The organism is Streptomyces sp. NBC_00704, assembly GCF_036226605.1.
Lineage (GTDB): Bacteria > Actinomycetota > Actinomycetes > Streptomycetales > Streptomycetaceae > Streptomyces.
Genome location: NZ_CP109000.1, coordinates 7,457,172 through 7,475,726, shown reverse-complemented (window position 1 = coordinate 7,475,726; position 18,555 = coordinate 7,457,172). Strand labels below are relative to the sequence as shown.

Annotated in this window: 15 protein-coding genes; 7 read left to right on the top strand and 8 right to left on the bottom strand. The window is 72.3% G+C overall.

Features of this window, described 5'->3' with window-relative positions; translation table 11 throughout:
• Positions 1-18 precede the first annotated feature (18 nt).
• Together OG802_RS32380 and OG802_RS32375 are read right to left on the bottom strand one after the other, a co-directional pair.
• Entirely contained in the window at positions 19-1,548 is a 1,530-nt protein-coding gene (locus tag OG802_RS32380; RefSeq protein ID WP_443055412.1) for an MFS transporter, read from the bottom strand.
• A 490-nt stretch (positions 1,549-2,038) separates the two neighbouring features.
• On the bottom strand, positions 2,039-2,866 hold the full coding sequence (locus OG802_RS32375; protein WP_329416320.1) for a restriction endonuclease: 828 nt from the start codon (positions 2,864-2,866) through the stop codon (positions 2,039-2,041).
• A 422-nt stretch (positions 2,867-3,288) separates the two neighbouring features.
• Between OG802_RS32375 and OG802_RS32370 the strand changes: the two genes are divergently transcribed.
• The gene (locus tag OG802_RS32370) at positions 3,289-5,007 is read left to right on the top strand and encodes a SpoIIE family protein phosphatase (RefSeq protein WP_329416318.1); all 1,719 of its coding nucleotides are present in this window, start codon (positions 3,289-3,291) and stop codon (positions 5,005-5,007) included.
• A 196-nt stretch (positions 5,008-5,203) separates the two neighbouring features.
• Here the strand turns inward: OG802_RS32370 and OG802_RS32365 are convergent, their stop codons facing one another.
• A complete protein-coding gene (locus tag OG802_RS32365; RefSeq protein WP_329416316.1) occupies positions 5,204-5,695 on the bottom strand; it encodes a hemerythrin domain-containing protein in 492 nt (163 codons plus the stop codon).
• Positions 5,696-5,933: 238 nt separating this feature from the next.
• Here OG802_RS32365 and OG802_RS32360 point away from each other — a divergent pair, with 238 nt between their 5' ends.
• The gene (locus tag OG802_RS32360; RefSeq protein WP_329416314.1) at positions 5,934-6,491 is read left to right on the top strand and encodes a hypothetical protein; all 558 of its coding nucleotides are present in this window, start codon (positions 5,934-5,936) and stop codon (positions 6,489-6,491) included.
• Positions 6,492-6,538: 47 nt separating this feature from the next.
• Here OG802_RS32360 and OG802_RS32355 read toward each other — a convergent pair whose 3' ends face one another.
• Positions 6,539-7,300: a ZIP family metal transporter gene (locus tag OG802_RS32355; RefSeq protein ID WP_329416312.1), complete on the bottom strand. Its 762-nt coding sequence runs from the start codon at positions 7,298-7,300 to the stop codon at positions 6,539-6,541.
• A gap of 232 nt (positions 7,301-7,532) precedes the next feature.
• On the opposite strand from OG802_RS32355, the gene ctaD reads away from it, so the two are divergent.
• The 3 genes from ctaD to OG802_RS32340 all read left to right on the top strand — a co-directional run bounded on the left by ctaD (position 7,533) and on the right by OG802_RS32340 (position 10,872).
• Complete coding sequence (gene ctaD, locus OG802_RS32350; RefSeq protein WP_329416309.1) at positions 7,533-9,224, top strand: aa3-type cytochrome oxidase subunit I; 1,692 nt, start codon at positions 7,533-7,535, stop codon at positions 9,222-9,224.
• Positions 9,224-9,610 carry a cytochrome C oxidase subunit I gene (locus OG802_RS32345; protein WP_443055411.1) on the top strand — a complete coding sequence of 129 codons (387 nt, stop codon included), beginning with the start codon at positions 9,224-9,226 and terminating at the stop codon, positions 9,608-9,610. Before ctaD ends, OG802_RS32345 begins: the two co-directional genes overlap by 1 nt.
• Before the next feature lie 191 nt (positions 9,611-9,801).
• Entirely contained in the window at positions 9,802-10,872 is a 1,071-nt protein-coding gene (locus OG802_RS32340; protein WP_329416306.1) for a polyprenyl synthetase family protein, read from the top strand.
• Positions 10,873-10,934: 62 nt separating this feature from the next.
• Here OG802_RS32340 and ligA read toward each other — a convergent pair whose 3' ends face one another.
• On the bottom strand, positions 10,935-13,121 hold the full coding sequence (ligA, locus tag OG802_RS32335) for an NAD-dependent DNA ligase LigA (RefSeq protein ID WP_329416304.1): 2,187 nt from the start codon (positions 13,119-13,121) through the stop codon (positions 10,935-10,937).
• A gap of 106 nt (positions 13,122-13,227) precedes the next feature.
• On the opposite strand from ligA, the gene OG802_RS32330 reads away from it, so the two are divergent.
• On the top strand, positions 13,228-13,623 hold the full coding sequence (locus tag OG802_RS32330; RefSeq protein ID WP_329416302.1) for a TOBE domain-containing protein: 396 nt from the start codon (positions 13,228-13,230) through the stop codon (positions 13,621-13,623).
• A 308-nt stretch (positions 13,624-13,931) separates the two neighbouring features.
• On the opposite strand, the gene OG802_RS32325 is transcribed toward OG802_RS32330, so the two are convergent.
• The gene (locus OG802_RS32325; RefSeq protein ID WP_329416300.1) at positions 13,932-14,768 is read right to left on the bottom strand and encodes a 5,10-methylenetetrahydrofolate reductase; all 837 of its coding nucleotides are present in this window, start codon (positions 14,766-14,768) and stop codon (positions 13,932-13,934) included.
• 3 nt (positions 14,769-14,771) lie between these two features.
• Positions 14,772-16,442 carry a choline dehydrogenase gene (gene betA / locus OG802_RS32320; RefSeq protein WP_329416297.1) on the bottom strand — a complete coding sequence of 557 codons (1,671 nt, stop codon included), beginning with the start codon at positions 16,440-16,442 and terminating at the stop codon, positions 14,772-14,774.
• Positions 16,443-16,644: 202 nt separating this feature from the next.
• On the opposite strand from betA, the gene OG802_RS32315 reads away from it, so the two are divergent.
• Positions 16,645-17,391: an IclR family transcriptional regulator gene (locus OG802_RS32315; protein WP_329417577.1), complete on the top strand. Its 747-nt coding sequence runs from the start codon at positions 16,645-16,647 to the stop codon at positions 17,389-17,391.
• Here the strand turns inward: OG802_RS32315 and OG802_RS32310 are convergent.
• Positions 17,363-18,544, bottom strand: coding sequence for an aromatic ring-hydroxylating oxygenase subunit alpha (locus OG802_RS32310; protein ID WP_329416293.1), 1,182 nt, complete (start codon positions 18,542-18,544; stop codon positions 17,363-17,365). The genes OG802_RS32315 and OG802_RS32310 overlap by 29 nt on opposite strands.
• Positions 18,545-18,555: the final 11 nt, after the last annotated feature.

The window sequence follows — 18,555 nt, the reverse complement described above, 5'->3', positions numbered from 1 at the left end:
GCGGCCCGGCGGGGCGGGTCAGCGGTGGGACCTCTCCCGGCCGACCCGGTACAACTCATGCGAGGTGGCGATCAGTTCGCGCCGTTCCTTCTTGGATCCCACCATCGGCTGGGAGCCGCGCAGGGAGACCTGGGCGCTCTCCGGCAGGAAACGGACCGTGATCAGTCCGATGACGCCGGCCGCCATGAGGTAGTACGCGGGCACCATGTCGTTTCCGGTGACGCTCACCAGCGCCTCCGTGACGAGCGGGGTGGTGCCGCCGAACGCGGCCACCGCGAAGTTGAAGCCGATGCCCATCGCGGCGTACCGCACGGCGGTCGGGAACAGCGCGGGCAGCGTCGCGGCGCTCGGCGCGGCGAAGCAGGCCAGCAGGGTGGAGAGGATCAGCACGCCGAACACGGGCGGCCACGTCCCGTCCATCTTGATGAGCAGGAACGCGGGGACGGCGAGCACGATCATGGCCGCCGCCGAGTAGCCGTACAGGGGGCGGCGGCCGACGCGGTCGCTGAGCCGGCCCAGGAAGGTGATCAGCAGCACGATCCACACCATGCCGATCAGCACGAGCACGTCCGCGGAACTGCTGGAACGGCCCAGGGTCTCGGTCTGGTAGGTCGGCAGGAAGCCCGTGACCATGTAGTTGGTGACGTTGTAGAGCAGCACCAGCCCCATGCAGATGAGCAGGGCCCGCCAGTGGTCCTTGACGATGGCCTTGAACTCGGTGCCCGCCGACTCCTTGGCGAGGCTCTGCTCGTGCTCGTCGAGCTGCTGCTGGAAGGCGGGCGACTCCTCCAGCTTGAGCCGCATGTAGAGGCCGATGACACCGAGCGGGCCCGCGATCAGGAACGGGATCCGCCAGCCCCAGGACAGCATCTGCGCGTCGGTGAGGGCGAAGTTCAACGTGGTGACCAGGGCGGATCCCAGTGCGTAGCCGACGAAGGTGCCGAAGTCGAGCCAGCTGGAGAGGAATCCGCGCCGCCGGTCGGGCGAGTACTCGGCGACGAAGGTGGTGGCGCCCCCGTACTCGCCGCCGGTGGAGAAGCCCTGCACCATCCGCGACAGCAGCAGCAGGATCGGCGCGGCGATGCCGATGGTGGCGTAACCGGGGATGATGCCGATGGCGAACGTGCCGGCCGCCATCATGATCATGGTGGTGGCGAGCACCTTCTGGCGGCCGAGGCGGTCTCCGAGGGGCCCGAAGACGAGTCCGCCGAGCGGGCGCACGACGAAGGCCGCGGCGAAGGTGGCGAAGGACGAGATCACCTGCGCGGCAGGGGACGCCCCGGGGAAGAAGACCTTGCCGATGGTGGCGGCGAGGTAGCTGTAGACGCCGAAGTCGAACCACTCCATGCAGTTGCCGAGCGCGGAGGCGCCGACGGCTCGCCGGAGCAGCGGAGGCTCGACGACCTGCACGTCCTCGTCGCGGAAGGGACGCTTGTTCCGCCTCAGTCTGTGCGTCAGGTCCTGGCGGACCTGGGTGGGTAGTCCGGTGATCTCGACCTGCCCGGACCGAGGTGGTTCGGGCTGCCCGTCGGTGAGTACGTCAGCCACTGCAGTTCCTTACCTGTCTTGCGTGAGACGCCCTGCGCGCAGAGTGAGGCGGCAGGTGCTTTCCGTGCGTAAAGACTCTGCTGCCCGCTTTAGGGGGACTCACGCAGTGATGGGGGACACGCCGCCGCTCCCACGTCCGGCGCAAGGGTCGTGACCGCGTTCACGTGCGGACCTGCGAGAACGGGGCCGCGGAGACGGGGCGGGCCAGGTGGCGGGTGAGAGTTCCGGCGGTCGTCGGCGGCGGAGGCGCGGGAGCCGGAGGCCGGGGCCGCGCGCGCCGTCGCCGGGCGGCCGGCGGTCACGATCGTGAACTACCTGGCGCGGATGCGGCGGAAGGGCCAGGGGCCGCCCGGGGCCGGCTCGCAGCCGACTCGCAGCCGGCTCGGGGCCGGTGAGCGGGATCCGGATGCCGTCCCGTTCGACCTCGACGGACCGCGGCCGCGCGTTCCCCGGTTCCGCGCCGGGGGTGTGGCCCCGCGAGCGGGGCGGGTCAGCCGGCCGCGCGCTCGCGGTCCCACGGCCGCGGGCCACCGCCCTCCTGCCAGCGCAGGAGTTCCGCGCCGTCCACGCACACGATGCCGCACTGCTCGGCGTACTCGACCGCGGGGGCGGTGAAGTCGCTGGTGGTGACCACGACGGCGACGTCCGCCCCGTGCACGGTGAAACAGGTGCCGCCGAACCGCTGCATGTCCTGGGATCCGACCCGGTTGGTGTCGCAGTACCTCTTGCACTGGATCACGACCAGCCGGCCGTCCGGCGTCCTGGCCAGGACGTCGGCGCCCAGATCGCCCGCCCCGCCCACGACGTCCACGTCCGGGCAGCCGTCGCGCCGGCACAGCTCGGCTATCGCCTCCTCGAACTCGTAGGGGTCCAGTTCCTCGTAGCCGATCTCCCCGGCGTCGGCGCAGGGCTGCGCCGCGGGTCCGACGAGGGCGACGGTGCGCTCGGCGCCGGAATGCCCCTCGTACGCCGGCGCCCCGGCCGCCGCGGGAACGGGGGCCGGGGCGGGTGCGGGCGCGTCGAGGGCGTCGACCGCCGTCATCGTGGCCTCGTCCAGGGCCTTCGCGGCGCGGCGCGCCAGCCTCGCCGCCGATATCCGGCGCCCCCCGCGGCGGCCGGCCGCGACGCTGCCGACGCCGACGAGGACGAGGGCGGCGATCCAGGCGGGACGGTGCTCGACGGCGGCCGCCGCGGTGCGCGCGACCGTGCCCACCAGTGCCAGGAGGACGGCGGCAAGGGCGAAGTACAGCGCTGTGGCCCGCAGTTCGAACCGACGGGGGCGGCGCGCGGAACGCGAAGCACGGACGGGTACGGCCATGGTGATGCTTCCTCCCGAGGACGCCAACGAAGATCAACAGGCGTCTTCCCGGGTACGGGCGGTTCTATCGAACCGGCGCGATCATCTCCGACGGCCGTCCGCCCGCCCGCCACGCAGCCACACCGGATCGCCGCCACGCCGGATCGCCGGATCGCCGGCCCATGCCGCTCGGGGTCGGGTGGCGGCGGGTGATGCCGGGTGGCGACAGGGTCGTGCGGGACAGCAGGCCTGCGTCGCGGGCCGGCGCAGGCCCGCCGCACCCCGCGAGGAGCCGGCCGGGCTCCGGGTACGTCATGATCGACCCGGGGGCTGCCCCGGCCGGACGGGCGTCGTCCGGCGGCTTCGTTCGCGGAGTCGTGGGCAGTCGGGAAAGCGGACGTCGCCCACCGGTGATGCGCCAGTCGAGCAGGGAGATCATGGGCATGGCAGGATCGGAGCAATCGGAGACCCGCGCGACGCGGCGTCCGGGGGCGCCTGCCACCCCGCTCACCGACGTGCTGGAGGCCGTCAGGGCCGGGGCGTACGTGGTGGACGAGCAGGGCCGCGTCCTGGCGATGAACTCGCGGACGGAAAAGCTCCTGGACTGGTCCCCCGAGGACCTCGTCGGCCATGACGCGCACGACCTGCTGCACCGCGACGCCCACGGTCAGCCCCTGCCGAGAACCCAGTGCAGCATGCGGCAGGCCTTCCACGCCGGACGGCCCGCCCAGGCCGACGAGGACCACTTCGCCCGCGCGGACGGATCCGTGCTGCCCATCTCCTGGCTGATAACCCCCCTCGACTTCACCGGCCTCGAAAACTGCACCCTCGTCATCTTCCACCCGCGCCACCTGGAAGAGACGGACACGGCGCCCGCGCCCGCGGCCACACTGCTGCCGGAGCTCGAACGCCTCGCCCTGCTCGCCGCGACCACCACCCAGCTGACCTCCACCCTGGACGTCGACGAGGCGCTGCGGCGGCTGGTGACCCTGGTCGTGCCGCGGCTCGCGGACTGGGTCATCATCGACCTCATCACCGAGCGGGACGAGGTGTGGCGCACCGTCGTGGTCGAGTCGGACGGCGTCTCCCTGACGCGTCACGACGAACTCGAGGGGCCGATGCCGCCGATCCCCGAGGAATCCCCGATGCCCCTGTCGAGGGCGCTGCGCGGGGTGGCCTCGACACTGGCCGGCCCGCAGACCTACCAGGGGGCGCCGGACTCCGGCATCGCGGTCGAGCAGCGCCGTCTGTTCGACGCCACCGGCATCCACTCCGCGGCCATCGCCCCCATCCGCAGCACCCGCGCCGTCCTCGGGGCCCTGACCCTCGGCCGCGCCGCACAGCCGGGGAACTACAACCCCGCCGACCTCCCCCTGATCGAGGACATCGCCCGCCGCGCCGGTCTGGCCCTCGACAACGCGCGGCTCTACCAGCGTCAGCGCAAGGTCGCCGAGACGATGCAGAACCATCTGCTGCCCCAGATGCCGCGCGTGCCCGGGCTGCAGATGACGGTGCGCTACCTGCCCGCGCCCGACGCCTCTCAGGTGGGGGGCGACTGGTACGACGCCTTCCGCCTGTCCGACGGATCCACCGCGCTGGCCGTCGGCGACGTCGTCGGACACGACCTGGAGGCGGCGGCCGGGATGGCCCAGGTGCGCAACATGCTGCGCGCCTACGCCTGGGCGCTTCAGGAACCGCCCAGCGCGATCGTGGACCGCCTCGACGAGGCCGTCATGCACATCACCGACGTCGCCATGGCCACCCTCATCCTCGCCAAGATCCAGGAGGAGGACGCGGGCCGGTGGAAACTGACCTGGACCAACGCCGGGCATCCGCCGCCGCTGCTGATCAGCCACGACGGCCTGGCCGAGTACCTCACCGAGGGTCACGGCATCCTGCTGGGCACCGGGGCGCGCAGGCCCCGCGCCGACGCCACCGCCCTGCTGCCGCCCGGATCCACCCTGGTCCTGTACACGGACGGCCTCATCGAGGAGCCCGGCCACACGCTCGACGAGGGTCTCAACCGGCTGCGGCAGCACGCCGCCGCCCTCGCCCACCGGCCGCTGGCGTCCTTCACCGACCAGTTGCTGCGACGGGTCCGCCCGCAGGCCAACGACGACGACGTCGCCCTCCTCGCCCTGCGGGCTCCCGCCCGTCCCTGACCCGCACCGGCCCGGACCGCCCCGCGCACCGGGGGGTCAGGGCGTCGGAACAGGCGGCCGGAAGAGGCCGGGGGGATCCGCAGGCCGAGGGCTGCGCGGATCACGCGCGCCCGGAGCCCGTCCCTCGGTGAGTGGGACGGGCTCCGGCCATGGCGACCGTGTGCCGTGAGCGTGGCCGGGCGCGGCCGGGCGCCGCTCAGGAGTGGACGATGCGGCGCACGTTGTCCACGGCGCCGCAGCCCGCCTTCAGCTGCCGCTCCCGCTCCTCCAGGAACTCCCCGCCGAGTTCCTCGCGCCGCTCCATGGCCACGTTCTCGCGTGCGCCGTTGAGGATGGTGCGTTCCTCCTCGTCGGCGTGGTGGGTGACGGCCTCGACGAGTTCCTCCAGCTTCTCGTCCCACTCCTCGGAGCCGACCTCGTCGACCTCCAGGAGTTCGAGGAGCGCCTTGTTGCCCTCCTCGTGCTCCTCCTCGCCGTGCTCGACCTCTTCGTCCTCGATCTTCTTGTAGCGCTTGAGGGCGGGGTACACCTTCGCCTCCTCCGCCAGCGCGTGCGCGATCAGCAGGTCGGCGAACTCCTTGAGGGCGGCGGCCCGGTCCGCTTCCACACTGCGCATCAGGCGAAAGAGATCTTCCATTCTCCGGTGGTCCTGAAGAATGAGTTCGACGACGTCTCGTGTCTCGGCCATGGAACCGGCATCACTTTCGTATGAGGGGACCTTGCCGCAACCGTCTACCCCGCCCCGGCGCGTTCATCAGGTCTTTCAGGACTCCGTCGTCCTCGCTCGCACGGACGCGCCTGGGGGGCGCGCCCGGCGGTCGCACAGGGCGGCGGCGAGGCGGGCGCGGGCGCTCTCCCGCCGTTCGGCGACCGGGAGCGGGACACTTCAAGGAGCGTGCGCAGCGCTTCCTGTCCCAGGAGGAGTCATGTCCTCGACCGGTCTCCCCGCCCCCGTCCCGGCGCCGGCGCCCTCCGGCCGGAGCGGAGGCCCGCCCGGCGGCCGGCTCCTGGCGCGCCTGGGCCTGCGCCGCCGCACGCTCCCCCGGCCTCCCGTTCCGCCGCGTCCGCCGCGGGCGGCCCAGGCGGCGGCGCTGCTCGTGGTGCTGGACGAGGCGGTGGCCGCCCAGGGCGGGGCGGACGCGGCGGTGGCCGCCTGCGGCGAGCCCGGCGCCGTCCCGGACCGGGCCGCCCGGGCCTGCGGTGCCGCCGCCACGGCCCTCCTGCGGCTGCGCGCACGGCTCCTGGAACTGCCCCTCGCCGACGCCGACCTCGTAGGGGCACGGGCCCGCGCGGCACGGCTGCTCTCGTACGGTCAGTGGATGGTGCGTCAGTCGGCCGACCTCGCCTACCGGGTGCACCGGGACGCCCGCACCGAGGCGGCCCGGCTGCAACTGAACGGCCTGGGCCGGCCGGCGGACGACCTGCGGCGGCTGCGTAACGCCCTCAGGGCCGAGGTGGAGGCCGCGGCCGGGAGCGACGTCTGAGGACCGGCGGACGCCGTGCGCGTCGCCGGTCTCGGCCCGCGGGGCGGTCAGGCGTGGGAGAGGGCGAAGGAGACCAGGAAGCCGCACACGGTGATGAGCCCGATGGCCAGGTGGGCGTCGTCGAACGCCTCGGGGATCATCGTGTCGGCGATCATGGCGAGGATGGCCCCGGCCGCCACCGCCGTCACCGCGGCGATCACCGCGGGCGAGAAGGAACCGACGACGGTGTAGCCGAGGACGGCCGAGAGGGTACCGGCCGCCGCGATCGCCGCCCAGACGCCGAACACGTACCTTCCGGTGCGGCCGGCCCTCTTCATCCCGGCCGAACTGGACAGCCCCTCGGGGACGTTGCTGATGAAGACGGCGGCCACCGTCACCAGGCTGACCGCGCCCCCGTCCAGCAGGCTCACGCCGATCACCGCGGACTCCGGCACCCCGTCGAGGAGGGCGCCGAGCGCGAGCGCCGTCCCGGATCCGCTCTGCTCGCTCTCCGAGGGCTGGGCCTGCGCCCCCGCGTGTCCCGAGCGCTTGCGGTGCCGCGCGCCGCGGCGGGCCAGCCACACGTTGCCGCCCGTGTAGGCCAGCGCGCCGGCGAGGGTGCCGACGGCCGCGGGAGCTAGCCCCGCCTCGTCGTACGCCTCGCCCACCAGCTCGAAGGAGACCGCCGACAGCAGCACGCCCGCGCCGAAGGCCATCACCGTCGCGATCACCTTCTGCGGGACTCGCAGCCCGTACCCCAGCGCGGCGCCGACCAGCAGCGCCGAGCCCGCCAGCAGCCCCCACAGTCCCGCCTGCACGACTTCAGCCATGGCGACCCGTCTACCCACGTTTCCCGGTGTGGATCACCGGTCGAGCGCGCCGCGCCGCCCGGTCCCGCGGGGGACGGCGCGCCGGGGGCCGATTACGCCAACCGTGTGTGACAACCGCCCGTTCGGGCGTGTGTCGGCCCCGGCCGGGCTTCGCCCGCCGCCGCGACTCGCGAGGATGGCCCTGATTCACGCATGTGCGGGGGCGGACCGCGGAGACCTGGAGAGACTGGCTGTGACGATTCTGAACGATCCGGACCGCTCGGCTGCCGCCGCCTACGACACCGAGGTGCCGGTCAGGGGCAGGCAGCCCGGCAACGTCGTCGTGAAGTGGCTGACGACCACCGACCACAAGACCATCGGCACGATGTACCTGACCACGTCCTTCGCGTTCTTCCTCATCGGAGGCGTGATGGCCCTGCTCATCCGCGCCGAGCTGGCCCGCCCGGGGCTCCAGATCGTCTCTCCCGAGCAGTACAACCAGCTGTTCACGATGCACGGCACGGTCATGCTGCTGATGTTCGCGACGCCGCTGTTCGCCGGTTTCACGAACTGGATCATGCCGCTCCAGATCGGCGCGCCCGACGTGGCGTTCCCGCGGCTGAACATGTTCGCCTACTGGCTCTACCTGTTCGGGTCCTCCATCGCCGTGGGCGGCTTCCTCACCCCGCAGGGCGCCGCCGACTTCGGCTGGTTCGCCTACACCCCGCTGTCGGACGCCGTCCGCAGCCCCGGCCTCGGTTCCGATCTGTGGATCATGGGTCTGGCGTTCTCCGGTTTCGGCACCATCCTCGGCGCGGTCAACTTCATCACCACGATCATCTGCATGCGCGCGCCGGGCATGACGATGTTCCGCATGCCGATCTTCACCTGGAACGTGCTGCTGACGGCCGTCCTCGTCCTGTTCGCCTTCCCCGTCCTGGCGGCCGCCCTGTTCGCCCTGGAGGCGGACCGCAAGTTCGGCGCCCACATCTTCGACGCGGCCAACGGCGGCCCACTGCTGTGGCAGCACCTCTTCTGGTTCTTCGGCCATCCCGAGGTGTACATCATCGCCCTGCCGTTCTTCGGCATCGTCACCGAGGTCATCCCGGTCTTCTCCCGCAAGCCGATCTTCGGCTACATGGGGCTCGTGGCCGCGACCATCTCCATCGCCGGTCTGTCCGTGACGGTGTGGGCGCACCACATGTTCGTCACCGGCGGGGTGCTGCTGCCGTTCTTCTCCTTCATGACGTTCCTCATCGCCGTGCCGACCGGCGTGAAGTTCTTCAACTGGATCGGCACCATGTGGAAGGGGTCGGTGTCCTTCGAGACGCCGATGCTGTGGGCGACGGGGTTCCTCGTGACGTTCCTCTTCGGCGGTCTGACCGGCGTCATCCTGGCGTCGCCGCCGATGGACTTCCACGTGTCGGACTCGTACTTCGTGGTGGCGCACTTCCACTACGTCGTCTTCGGCACCGTCGTCTTCGCGATGTTCGCCGGATTCCACTTCTGGTGGCCGAAGTTCACCGGCAGGATGCTCGACGAGCGCCTCGGCAAGATCACCTTCTGGACGCTGTTCGTCGGCTTCCACGGCACCTTCCTCATCCAGCACTGGCTGGGCGCCGAGGGCATGCCGCGCCGCTACGCGGACTACCTGGCCGCGGACGGGTTCACCGCCCTGAACACCATCTCGACGATCAGTTCCTTCCTCCTCGGCCTGTCGATGCTGCCGTTCCTCTACAACGTGTGGCGAACGGGCCGGTACGGCAAGCCCGTCGGCGTCGACGACCCGTGGGGCTTCGGCCGCTCCCTGGAGTGGGCCACCTCCTGCCCGCCGCCGCGCCACAACTTCACCACCCTGCCGCGCATCCGCAGCGAGTCCCCCGCGTTCGACCTGCACCACCCCGACATCGCCATGGCCGAGGCCGAGGCGCACGGGGTCCGTTGATGATCCGCGACGATCCGCCGGAGGCGGCGATGGGCGAAGCGGCGAGACAGGGTGGCGCGCGAACCGGCGGGATCGGCGACCAGGCGGAGGGGTACCTGCTGTGGCAGGCCACCATCGCGGTGGCCGAGGAACGCGCGCAGGCCTTCGTGGAGCCCATGGAGTGGCTGACCACCTCCCAGCGGGCCGACGTCGAGCAGCGGTACGTCGCCGACAGCCTGCACCACGCGCGGCGCGACCTGGAGCGGATCGCGGCCCGCTGCCGTTCGCTGCGCGGCGAGTACGAGTCGCGCTACCGGGAGCTGCGCCGGCGCTGTGTGGCCTGGACCGTGGCCGTCGGCGCGTGCCTCGCCTCGGTGACCGCGGCCGCGCTGTCGCTGATCCGGTGAGCCCGGCGACCGGGGCGTCGCGTCCGGTCGCCGACGGTGTGTTCCACGAATGAGGGGCAGTCACGGTCGGCCGGCTGTGACTGCCCCTCACTCATGGGGCGTGCGCGACGTGCCCGGTCGGGGGACGGCGACCGGCGGATGGCAAGCTGACGTCCTCGTCCGTCTCGCCGTCCGACCAGGAAGACCCCGTCATGACCGAACAAGTCCTCCGTCGCGTCGCCGGTCACGAGAGGCGGTTCAACGCGCTGTTCGAGGAGTACTTCGATTCGCTGGGCGCCCGGCTCGACGCGCCGTCGTTCAGCCGCTTCGCCCCGGAGTGCCTGGCGCTGGTGCGCGATCTGGCCCTGCGCGGCGGCAAGCGGATGCGGGTCGTCCTGCTCCACGAGGCGGCCCGCCTGGTGTCGGAGGAGCCGGCCGAGGCGCTCGACGCGGCCGCGCTGAGCATCGAGCTGCTGCACGCCCACGGTCTGATCCACGACGACCTCATCGACGACAGCCCCACCCGCCGGGGCGGTCCCTCCACGTACTACGCCTACCGTGACCGGTTCCCCGGTCACCCGCGGACGGCCCTCGGCCTCACCGTCCTCGCGGGCGACCTGGCGCTCGCCCTGTCGTTGCGGGTCCTCCTCGACGCGCCGGCGCCGCCCGCCGTGCGGCAGGCCATGGCCGAGGCGCAGACGCGGGCGGCCGCCGACACCTTCATGGGTCAGATCGCCGATCTGGAGCGGGACTTCGGCCCCGCCCCGGACGAGGACGTCCTGCACGCGGTGGCCGACTACAAGTCCGCCCGCTACTCGATCCTCGCGCCCATGAGGCTCGGGCTGCTGGCCGCGGGCGAGCGGCCCGAGCCCTTCGAACGGGAACTGGGCGACTACGCGCGGCTGGTCGGGATCTGCGGGCAGATGCGCGACGACTACCTCGACCTGTTCGGGGACGCGGCCGTCCTGGGCAAGCCGACCGGCGGGGACCTGCGCGACGGCAAGCAGAGCTACACCGTGCGCGCCCTGCTGTCCGTGGTGAGCGGCGCCGACCGCGCCGTGGTGGAGGCCGCGCTCGGCGACCGGTCCTGCACACCGGAGACGGTGGCCGTGGTGCGGGAGATCGCCGAGAGCAGTGGTGCGGCGGACCGGATGCGCGCCGACATGCGACGGCACGCCGAACGGGCCCGCGCGCTGGCCACCGCGTGGCGCGGGCGGTGGCGCCGCGACGCCGTCGAGTTCTTCGAGCTCCTCCCGCTGTGGAGTGTGGACCGCGCCAGGTGAGCGCACCGAGGCGCCGGACCGGGTGGCCCGGCCAGGTGAGCGGACCGCGTGCGCGGTTCGGCTCAGGCGCTCTGCTCCCGGACGGCGGCCGCCGTGTCGAGGTGGTCCGCTACCAGGGCCGCGAACTCGTCGGGCGCCGCGAGCCGGACGCCGAGGGCCTCGGCCTTGGCGCGCTTGGAGCCGGCGCCCTCTCCGGCCACGACCAGGGTCGTCCGCTTCGACACGCTGGAGGACGCGCGGCCGCCGGCCCGTTCGATCAACTCGTTCATCTCGTTGCGGCTGAGCTTCTCGAGTGCGCCGGTCATCGCGCCGGTGACGACCACGGTCATCCCGGCCAGCGGCCCGCCCGCACCGGGCCCGGCTTCCCGGCCGGTCGGCGTCTCCGTGTCGGTCGCGGTGTGCGTACCGTCGCCGTCGCCGTCGCCGTCTCTCCGGGCGTCACCGTCCGCGGTGGTGGCCGGCGGGGCGGGCGGGACCGCGCCGGGCTCGGTCATGTTGACCCCGGCCGCGGCCAGTTTCTCGATGAGCGGCGCGAGTTCGGCGAGTTCGGCGACGATCGAGGGGGCCTTCTCGGCGCCGATCCCGTCGACCTGCCGGACGGCCTCGGCGTCCGCGGCGCGCAGGTGGTCCATGTCGGCGAAGTGCCGGGCGATCCGGCGGGACATGGAACGGCCCGTGCCGCGCACGCCGAGCGCGCACAGCACTCTCGACAGCGGCTGGGCCTTCGCCGCGGCGAGCGCCGCGAGCAGCTTGTCGGTGCTCGTCTCCCCCATGCGCTCCAGGCCGAGCAGTTGCTCGCGGGTGAGGGTGAACAGGTCGGCGAGGTCGGCGACGAGGCCCGCCTCGACGAGCTGGACGACGCGGGTGTGGCCGAGGCCTTCGATGTCGAGCTGGTCGCGTCCGGCGGCGTAGGAGAGGGACGCGACGAGATGGCAGTTGCGGCCGCTCTCGCAGCGCCAGCGCTGCTCGCCGGTGTCGATGCCCGATCCGCAGCGCGGGCACGTCTCGGGGAAGACGATCGGCTGTTCGTCGCCGGTGCGCAGATGGACCACGGGCGCCTCGATGCGGGGGATGACGTCGCCGGCCCGGTGAACCATCACCCGGTCCCCGAGCCGCAGGTCGCGGCGGGTGATGTCGGCCGGGTTGTGGAGCGTCGCGTAGGTGATGGTCGAGCCGTCGATCTGCACCGGTTCCAGGACGGCACGCGGGGCGATGATGCCGGTGCGGCCGACGTTCCACTCGACCGCCAGCAGCCGGGTGATCTTCTCGACGGCGCGCAGTTTGAAGGCGATCGCCCAGCGCGGGGCGCGTGAACCGGAGCCCGCGGCTCGCTGGTCCGCGGCCAGGTCGGCCTTGACGACGATCCCGTCGATCCCGAAGGGCAGCGACGGGCGCAGCGCGGCGATCTCCGACACGCGGTGCAGGACGGCCGTGACCGTGTCGGCGGTGACGCCGGGCACGGCGGTGGCGGCCGTGGTGTTCACGCCGTACGCGGCGGTCCTGCTCATCAGGTCGCTGTGCGCGCACTCCCGCAGGGTCGCGGCCAGGGCGGGCTCGGTGTCGGCGAGCGGCAGCAGTCCGTAGCCGAAGAACGTCATGGGCACGGTGTAGGCGCGTTCCTTCGCGCGCAGGGTGCCGGCGGCGGCGTTGCGCGGGTTGGCGAACGGCGCTCCGCCGTGTGCGGTGCGCACCTCGTTGGCGTGCTCGAACTGGCCGGTCGTCATCAGGACCTCGCCGCGCACCTCCACCGTGACGGGTTCGGTCAGCTCGGCGGGCAGGCCCTCGATCGTGCCGATCGCGTGCGAGACGTCCTCCCCGGCCGTCCCGTCTCCCCGGGTGACCAGCCGTGTCAGACGGCCGCCGGTGTAGCGGGCCGCGATCGCCAGGCCGTCGAGCTTGGGCTCCACGCTGTACCGCTCGACGTCCCGGCCCAGGCGGCGGGCCAGCGAGGCCGTCCAGGCCGTGAACTCCTCGGGTGAGAAGACGTTGTCCAGGCTCAGCATGGCGGCCGTGTGCGGGACGTCGCCCTCCACGGCGCCGCCGGCCACCTTGCCGGTCGGCGAGTCGGCGAGCACCTCGTCCGGGTGCTCGGCCTCCCAGGCCGCGACGGCGCGCACCAGCCGGTCGTAGGAGTCGTCGTCGAGCGCCGACGTCCCGGCCTCGTAGTAGGCGGCCGAAGCGCGCACGGCGTCCTCGACCGCCTGCGCGTAGGCGGCGGCGTCGGCGATCACTGCAACTGGTGTCGTCATGACCGACATCCTGCCCGCGACCACTGACAACGCCCTCCGCGCCGGGGGACGCCGGGGCGGGCCGCACGGGAGGGACCGGCGGCGGCGATCGCCTATCTTGACGGGTATGCAGTCCTACACGATCGGCCAGGCGGCCCGGCTCCTCGGCGTGAGTCCCGACACCGCACGGCGGTGGGCCGACGCGGGCCGGGTGGCCACCCACCGGGACGAGAGCGGACGTCGCCTCATCGACGGCAGGGACCTGGCCGCCTTCTCGGTGGAGCTGGCGGCGGGCGGCGGCGCCGGGGAGGACGTGTCGTACACGTCGGTCCGCAACGCCTTCCCCGGGATCGTGACGGCCGTGAAGCTGGGCGACGTGGCGGCCCAGGTGGAGATCCAGGCCGGGCCGCACCGGCTGGTGTCGCTGCTGACACGGGAGGCCGTCGAGGAGTTGGGGCTGGAGGTGGGGGTGGAGGCCACCGCCCGCGTCAAGTCGACGAACGTGCACATCGACCGCGCCTGACCCCTCGTCTCCGGCTGCGCGACGAAGGGCTGATCGGACTGCGCCGCGGCCGCGGGGCGACGGTTCTCGCGGGCACCGCGGCCCGCGCCCGTCTGCTGGAACGCGTGCGCTCGCTCGTGTCCCAGGTGCACGCCCTCGGGCGCTCCGAGGACGAGGTGGTCGGGCTGGTTGCGCGACGGCCTCCGGGCCGGCGGGGCCTGAGGCCGCCGCAGGGGCCGCCGACACGGCCGCACACGCGTGTGTGCCGCCGCGGGCGCACACGCGTGTGCCGGTGGACGCGGCGGGTGCCCGCCCGCGCCGGCCGTCGCTCAGCCGGCCAGCCGGTCCAGCAGCGCCCGCCGCCAGCGCTCCGTCTCGGCGATCTGGTTGAAGGTGAACAGGTGCAGTCCCGCCACCCCCGCGGAGGGCGCGGCCAGCGCCGGCCCGGCGCGGGTGAGCAGCGGCTCGGGCGAGTAGCCGCCGGGCGCGGCGAAGCGCAGGAACCAGGAGGGGTGCCTGGTCAGGAAGCGGGCCGACTCCCCCACGCCGATCTTCGTCGCCATGGCCAGCAGCTTGGCCCGCTGCACCGGCCCGGCGACGCCGAGATGGACGGGCAGGACCACGTCGCGGGCCCTGATGCGGGCGATCCACTCTCCCAGCACGCGTGGGTCGAAGCAGAGGTTGCTCACGATGTACGTGGCGTGTTCGCGCTTGTCCCACATCGCCTGGACGGTGAGGTCGTCGTGGATGAGGGGGTGGCTCTCCGGGTAGCCCGTGATGCCCACGCGGGCGAAGGGGCTGCCCAGTTCGCCCAGCCGTCGCAGCACCGGCAGGGCGCCGTGGTAGGACCCGGCGGGCGGATCGGCGTCGCCCGCCGGGACGAAGACGTCGTCCACGTCTGCCTCGCGCAGCCGGTCGACGACGTCCTTGAGGTGGACGTCGTCGCGCAGCAGCCTCGCGGGGACGTGCGGCACGACGCGGCGGCCGTGCGCGGCCAGGCGGGCGGTGAGGTCGAGGGTCGGCTCCAGGCCCTTGACCGGCGACGCCGTCACGGTGACGACGACGTCGCGCGGGACGTGGGCGAGGACCTCGTCCTCGGTGGCCTTCGCGGGCAGCACCTCGTAGCGGACGCGGCCGAGCAGCGTGCGCAGTCCTGCGGCGGCCAACGCCTACTCCGCCGGCTTGCGGGCGTCGCGGTGGCGGTAGTACGCGGCGGTGGAGGCGGGCAGCGGCTCCTTGCCGAGGATGAGGTCGGCGGCCTTCTCCGCGATCATCATGACCGGCGCGTAGATGTTGCCGTTGGTCACGTACGGCATGACCGAGGCGTCCACCACCCGCAGCCCTTCCACGCCGTGCACGCGCAGGTCGGCGGGGTCGACGACGGACATGTCGTCGGTGCCCATCTTGCAGGTGCACGACGGATGCAGCGCCGTCTCCCCGTCCTTCGCGACCCAGGCGAGGATCTCCTCGTCGGACGCGACGGACGGCCCCGGCGAGACCTCCCCGCCGTTGTAGGGCGCCAGCGCGGGCTGGTTGAGAAGCGTGCGGGCCACCCGGACCGCCTCGATCCACTCCCGGCGGTCCTGCTCGGTGGACAGGTAGTTGAAGCGCAGGGCGGGGTGTTCCCGCGGGTCCCGGCTCCTGATCTTCACCGAGCCCACCGCGTCGGAGTACATGGGACCGACGTGCACCTGGTAGCCGTGGCCGCCGGCCGGTACCGAGCCGTCGTAGCGGACCGCGATCGGCAGGAAGTGGAACATCAGGTTCGGATAGGCCACCTCCTCGTTGCTGCGGCAGAAGCCGCCGGCCTCGAAGTGGTTCGTGGCCGCGGGCCCCTTCCGCAGCAGCCACTGCAGACCGATGAAGGGGGCGCGCCATTTCGCCAGGTACGGCTGCATCGACACCGGCTGCTTGCAGGCGTACTGGATGTAGACCTCCAGGTGGTCCTGGAGGTTCTCCCCCACACCCGGCAGGTCGTGCACGACGTCGATGCCCAGGGCGCGCAGCTCGTCCGCGTTGCCGACGCCGGACAACTGGAGCAGCTGCGGGGAGTTGATCGCGCCGCCGCACAGCACGACCTCCCGTGCGCGCACCTGCTGCGGGGCGCCCCTGCCGCGCCGGTACTCGACGCCGACGGCCCGTTTGCCCTCGAAGAGGACGCGGGTGGCCAGGGCGCGGGTGCGCACGGTGAGGTTGGGGCGTTTCCTGGCGGGCTTGAGGTACGCCTTGGACGCCGACAGGCGCCGTCCGCGGTGGACGTTGCGGTCGAAGCGGGCGAAGCCCTCCTGCCGGTAGCCGTTGACGTCGTCGGTCGGGGCGTGGCCGGCTTCCTCGGTGGCCTTGAGGAACGCGCCGAAGAGCGGGTTCGTCGCCGGGCCGCGTTCCAGGACGAGGGGGCCGTCGTGGCCGCGGAACTCGTCGTCGGGATCGGCCGCGAGGCAGGTCTCCATCCGCTTGAAGTACGGCAGGCAGTGCGCGTAGTCCCAGGCCTCCATCCCCGGATCGGCGGCCCAGCGTTCGTAGTCCATGGGGTTGCCCCGCTGGAAGATCATGCCGTTGATGCTGCTGGACCCGCCCAGCACCTTGCCCCGCGCGTGGTAGACCCGCCGGCCGCCCATGTGCGGCTCGGGCTCCGACTCGTACTTCCAGTCGTAGAACCGGCTCCCGATCGGGTACGTCAGCGCGGCCGGCATGTGGATGAACACGTCCCACGGGTAGTCCGGCCGGCCCGCCTCCAGTACCAGCACCCGGTTCCCCGGATCCGCCGACAGCCTGTTCGCCAGCGCACAGCCCGCCGAACCACCGCCCACGATGACGAAGTCGTACTGCACAGGAGCCATGGAGCCTCGCCTCACTCGCGCCGTAGATACGCGACGCATGCTAACGCCAGTAGCGTCATGCGCACCAGGTTGCGTGCATCGCAACTTGTGAAAGGGTGGCGGCCCGCCCGGCACTTGCACCCGCGTTGTTTACTACGCGTATAGTTTCGTTGTGAGCAACCACAGCACAGACACCGAGACAACCCATCCGCAGGCCGGCGGAGTGCAGTCGGTGGACCGCGCCATCAGCGTCCTGGAGATCCTGGCCCAGCGGGGCGAGGCGGGCGTCAGCGAGGTCGCCGGCGAGATCGACGTTCACAAGTCCACCGCGTTCCGGCTGCTCGGCGCCCTGGAGGCCCGCGGCCTGGTCGAGCAGGCCGGCGAGCGCGGCAAGTACCGGCTGGGCTTCGGCATCGTGCGCCTGGCCGGCGCGGTCACCGGGCGCATCGACATCACGCAGCAGGGCCGCCCCGTCTGCGAGCGGCTCGCCGAGGAGATCGGCGAGACCGTCAACATCGCCGTCATGCAGGAGCAGTACGCGATCAACCTGTACGAGGTCCGCGGCCCGGGGGCCGTCACCGCGCACAACTGGGTCGGGGAGCTGACGCCGCTGCACGCCACGTCGAGCGGCAAGATCCTGCTGGCGCATCTGCCCGCCCCGGAACGCGCCGCGCTGCTGTCCGAGGCCGGACTGAAGAAGGTCACCCAGCGCACCATCACCGCGAAGGCGAAGCTGGAGAAGAACCTCGCCGACGCCCGCGAGCGGGGTTACGCCTTCACCCTGGAGGAGCTGGAGATCGGCCTGCACGCCATGGCGGCGCCGGTCCGCGACCGGGAAGGCCGGGTCATCGCCGCGCTGAGCGCCTCCGGCCCCTCCTACCGGCTCACCGAGGAACGCCTGCACGAGCTGTCGCCGGTCCTGCTGAAGGGCGCGGAGGAGATCAGCCACCGCATGGGCTACCTGGGCTGACCGTCCCGTCCGTCCGCTGCCCCGGCTGCCGTCCGCCGCCCAGGCGCTCGTTCACCCAGTCGTGGAACGCGCCGATGTGGTGCTCGCTGGGCACCAGGACACCGCCCTTGGCGTACAGCCGTGAACCCATGCCGGGCTGTGTGCGCTCGCAGGCGTCGAAGTCCTGCCGGTTGACCCGGTCGAAGAGCTCCACGGACCGGCCCACGTCCATGCCGCTCTCCACGACATGCGGCAGGTAGAGCCAGTCACACTCGACGACCGTGCGGTCGGCGGCCACCGGATACATACGGTGGAAGATCACATGATCGGGAACCAGGTTGACGAAGACCTGCGGCCGCACGGTGATCGCGTAATAGCGCCGGTCCTGCTCCTCGGACACCCCCGGAATGCGCTCCAGCCCCTCCGAGCCGTCGACGGTGAACCCCCGCACCTCCTCCCCGAACTGCGCACCGTGCCCCACGTAGTACTGAGCGGCATACCCGTCCGCGAACTCCGGCAGCACCTCCGTGAGTTCGGGATGGATCGTCGCACAGTGATAGCACTCCATGAAGTTCTCGATGATCAGCTTCCAGTTCGCCCGCACGTCGTACCTGATCCGCCGCCCCACCGAAAGCCCCTCGACGCCGTACCGCTCGATCGACCCCACGTCACCGAGCCGCTCGACCACCGCGCCCATGACCTCCTCCTCGAAGGACGGCGGCTCCTGCGCGAGGCACACCCACACATAACCCAGCCACTCCCGCACATGCACCGCCGCCAGACCGTACGCACTCCGGTCCACGTCCGGCATCGACGTCAAATTCGGCGCCGCCACCAGCCCGCCGTCCAGACCGTACGTCCACGCGTGATACGGACACTGGAACGCCCGCCTGACCTCCCCGCTCTCCTGCGTGCACAACCGCGCCCCCCGATGCCGGCAGACATTGAAGAAGGCCTTGACCGAACCGTCCCGCGCCCGGGTGACCAGGACGCTCTCCCGGCCCACGTCGACGGTCCGGAACGCGCCCGGTTTCGCCAGCTCGGAGGCACGGGTCACGCAGAACCACATGGCCTCGAAGATGTGCTCCTGCTCCTGGGCGAAGACTCCGGGGTCCGTGTAGGAGGAGCCGGGAAGGGTGGCGATCAGGCTGTCCGGCAGTCTGGTCGAGGTCACGGTGCACTCCT

Coding starts and splice junctions, on each gene's coding strand:
- OG802_RS32375 (WP_329416320.1), bottom strand. CDS start 2,866: ATGGCCGTACCCGTCCGTGCTTCGCGTTCCGCGCGCCGCCCCCGTCGG.
- OG802_RS32370 (WP_329416318.1), top strand. CDS start 3,289: ATGGCAGGATCGGAGCAATCGGAGACCCGCGCGACGCGGCGTCCGGGG.
- OG802_RS32365 (WP_329416316.1), bottom strand. CDS start 5,695: ATGGCCGAGACACGAGACGTCGTCGAACTCATTCTTCAGGACCACCGG.
- OG802_RS32360 (WP_329416314.1), top strand. CDS start 5,934: ATGTCCTCGACCGGTCTCCCCGCCCCCGTCCCGGCGCCGGCGCCCTCC.
- OG802_RS32355 (WP_329416312.1), bottom strand. CDS start 7,300: ATGGCTGAAGTCGTGCAGGCGGGACTGTGGGGGCTGCTGGCGGGCTCG.
- OG802_RS32345 (WP_443055411.1), top strand. CDS start 9,224: ATGATCCGCGACGATCCGCCGGAGGCGGCGATGGGCGAAGCGGCGAGA.
- OG802_RS32340 (WP_329416306.1), top strand. CDS start 9,802: ATGACCGAACAAGTCCTCCGTCGCGTCGCCGGTCACGAGAGGCGGTTC.
- ligA (WP_329416304.1), bottom strand. CDS start 13,121: ATGACGACACCAGTTGCAGTGATCGCCGACGCCGCCGCCTACGCGCAG.
- OG802_RS32330 (WP_329416302.1), top strand. CDS start 13,228: ATGCAGTCCTACACGATCGGCCAGGCGGCCCGGCTCCTCGGCGTGAGT.
- betA (WP_329416297.1), bottom strand. CDS start 16,442: ATGGCTCCTGTGCAGTACGACTTCGTCATCGTGGGCGGTGGTTCGGCG.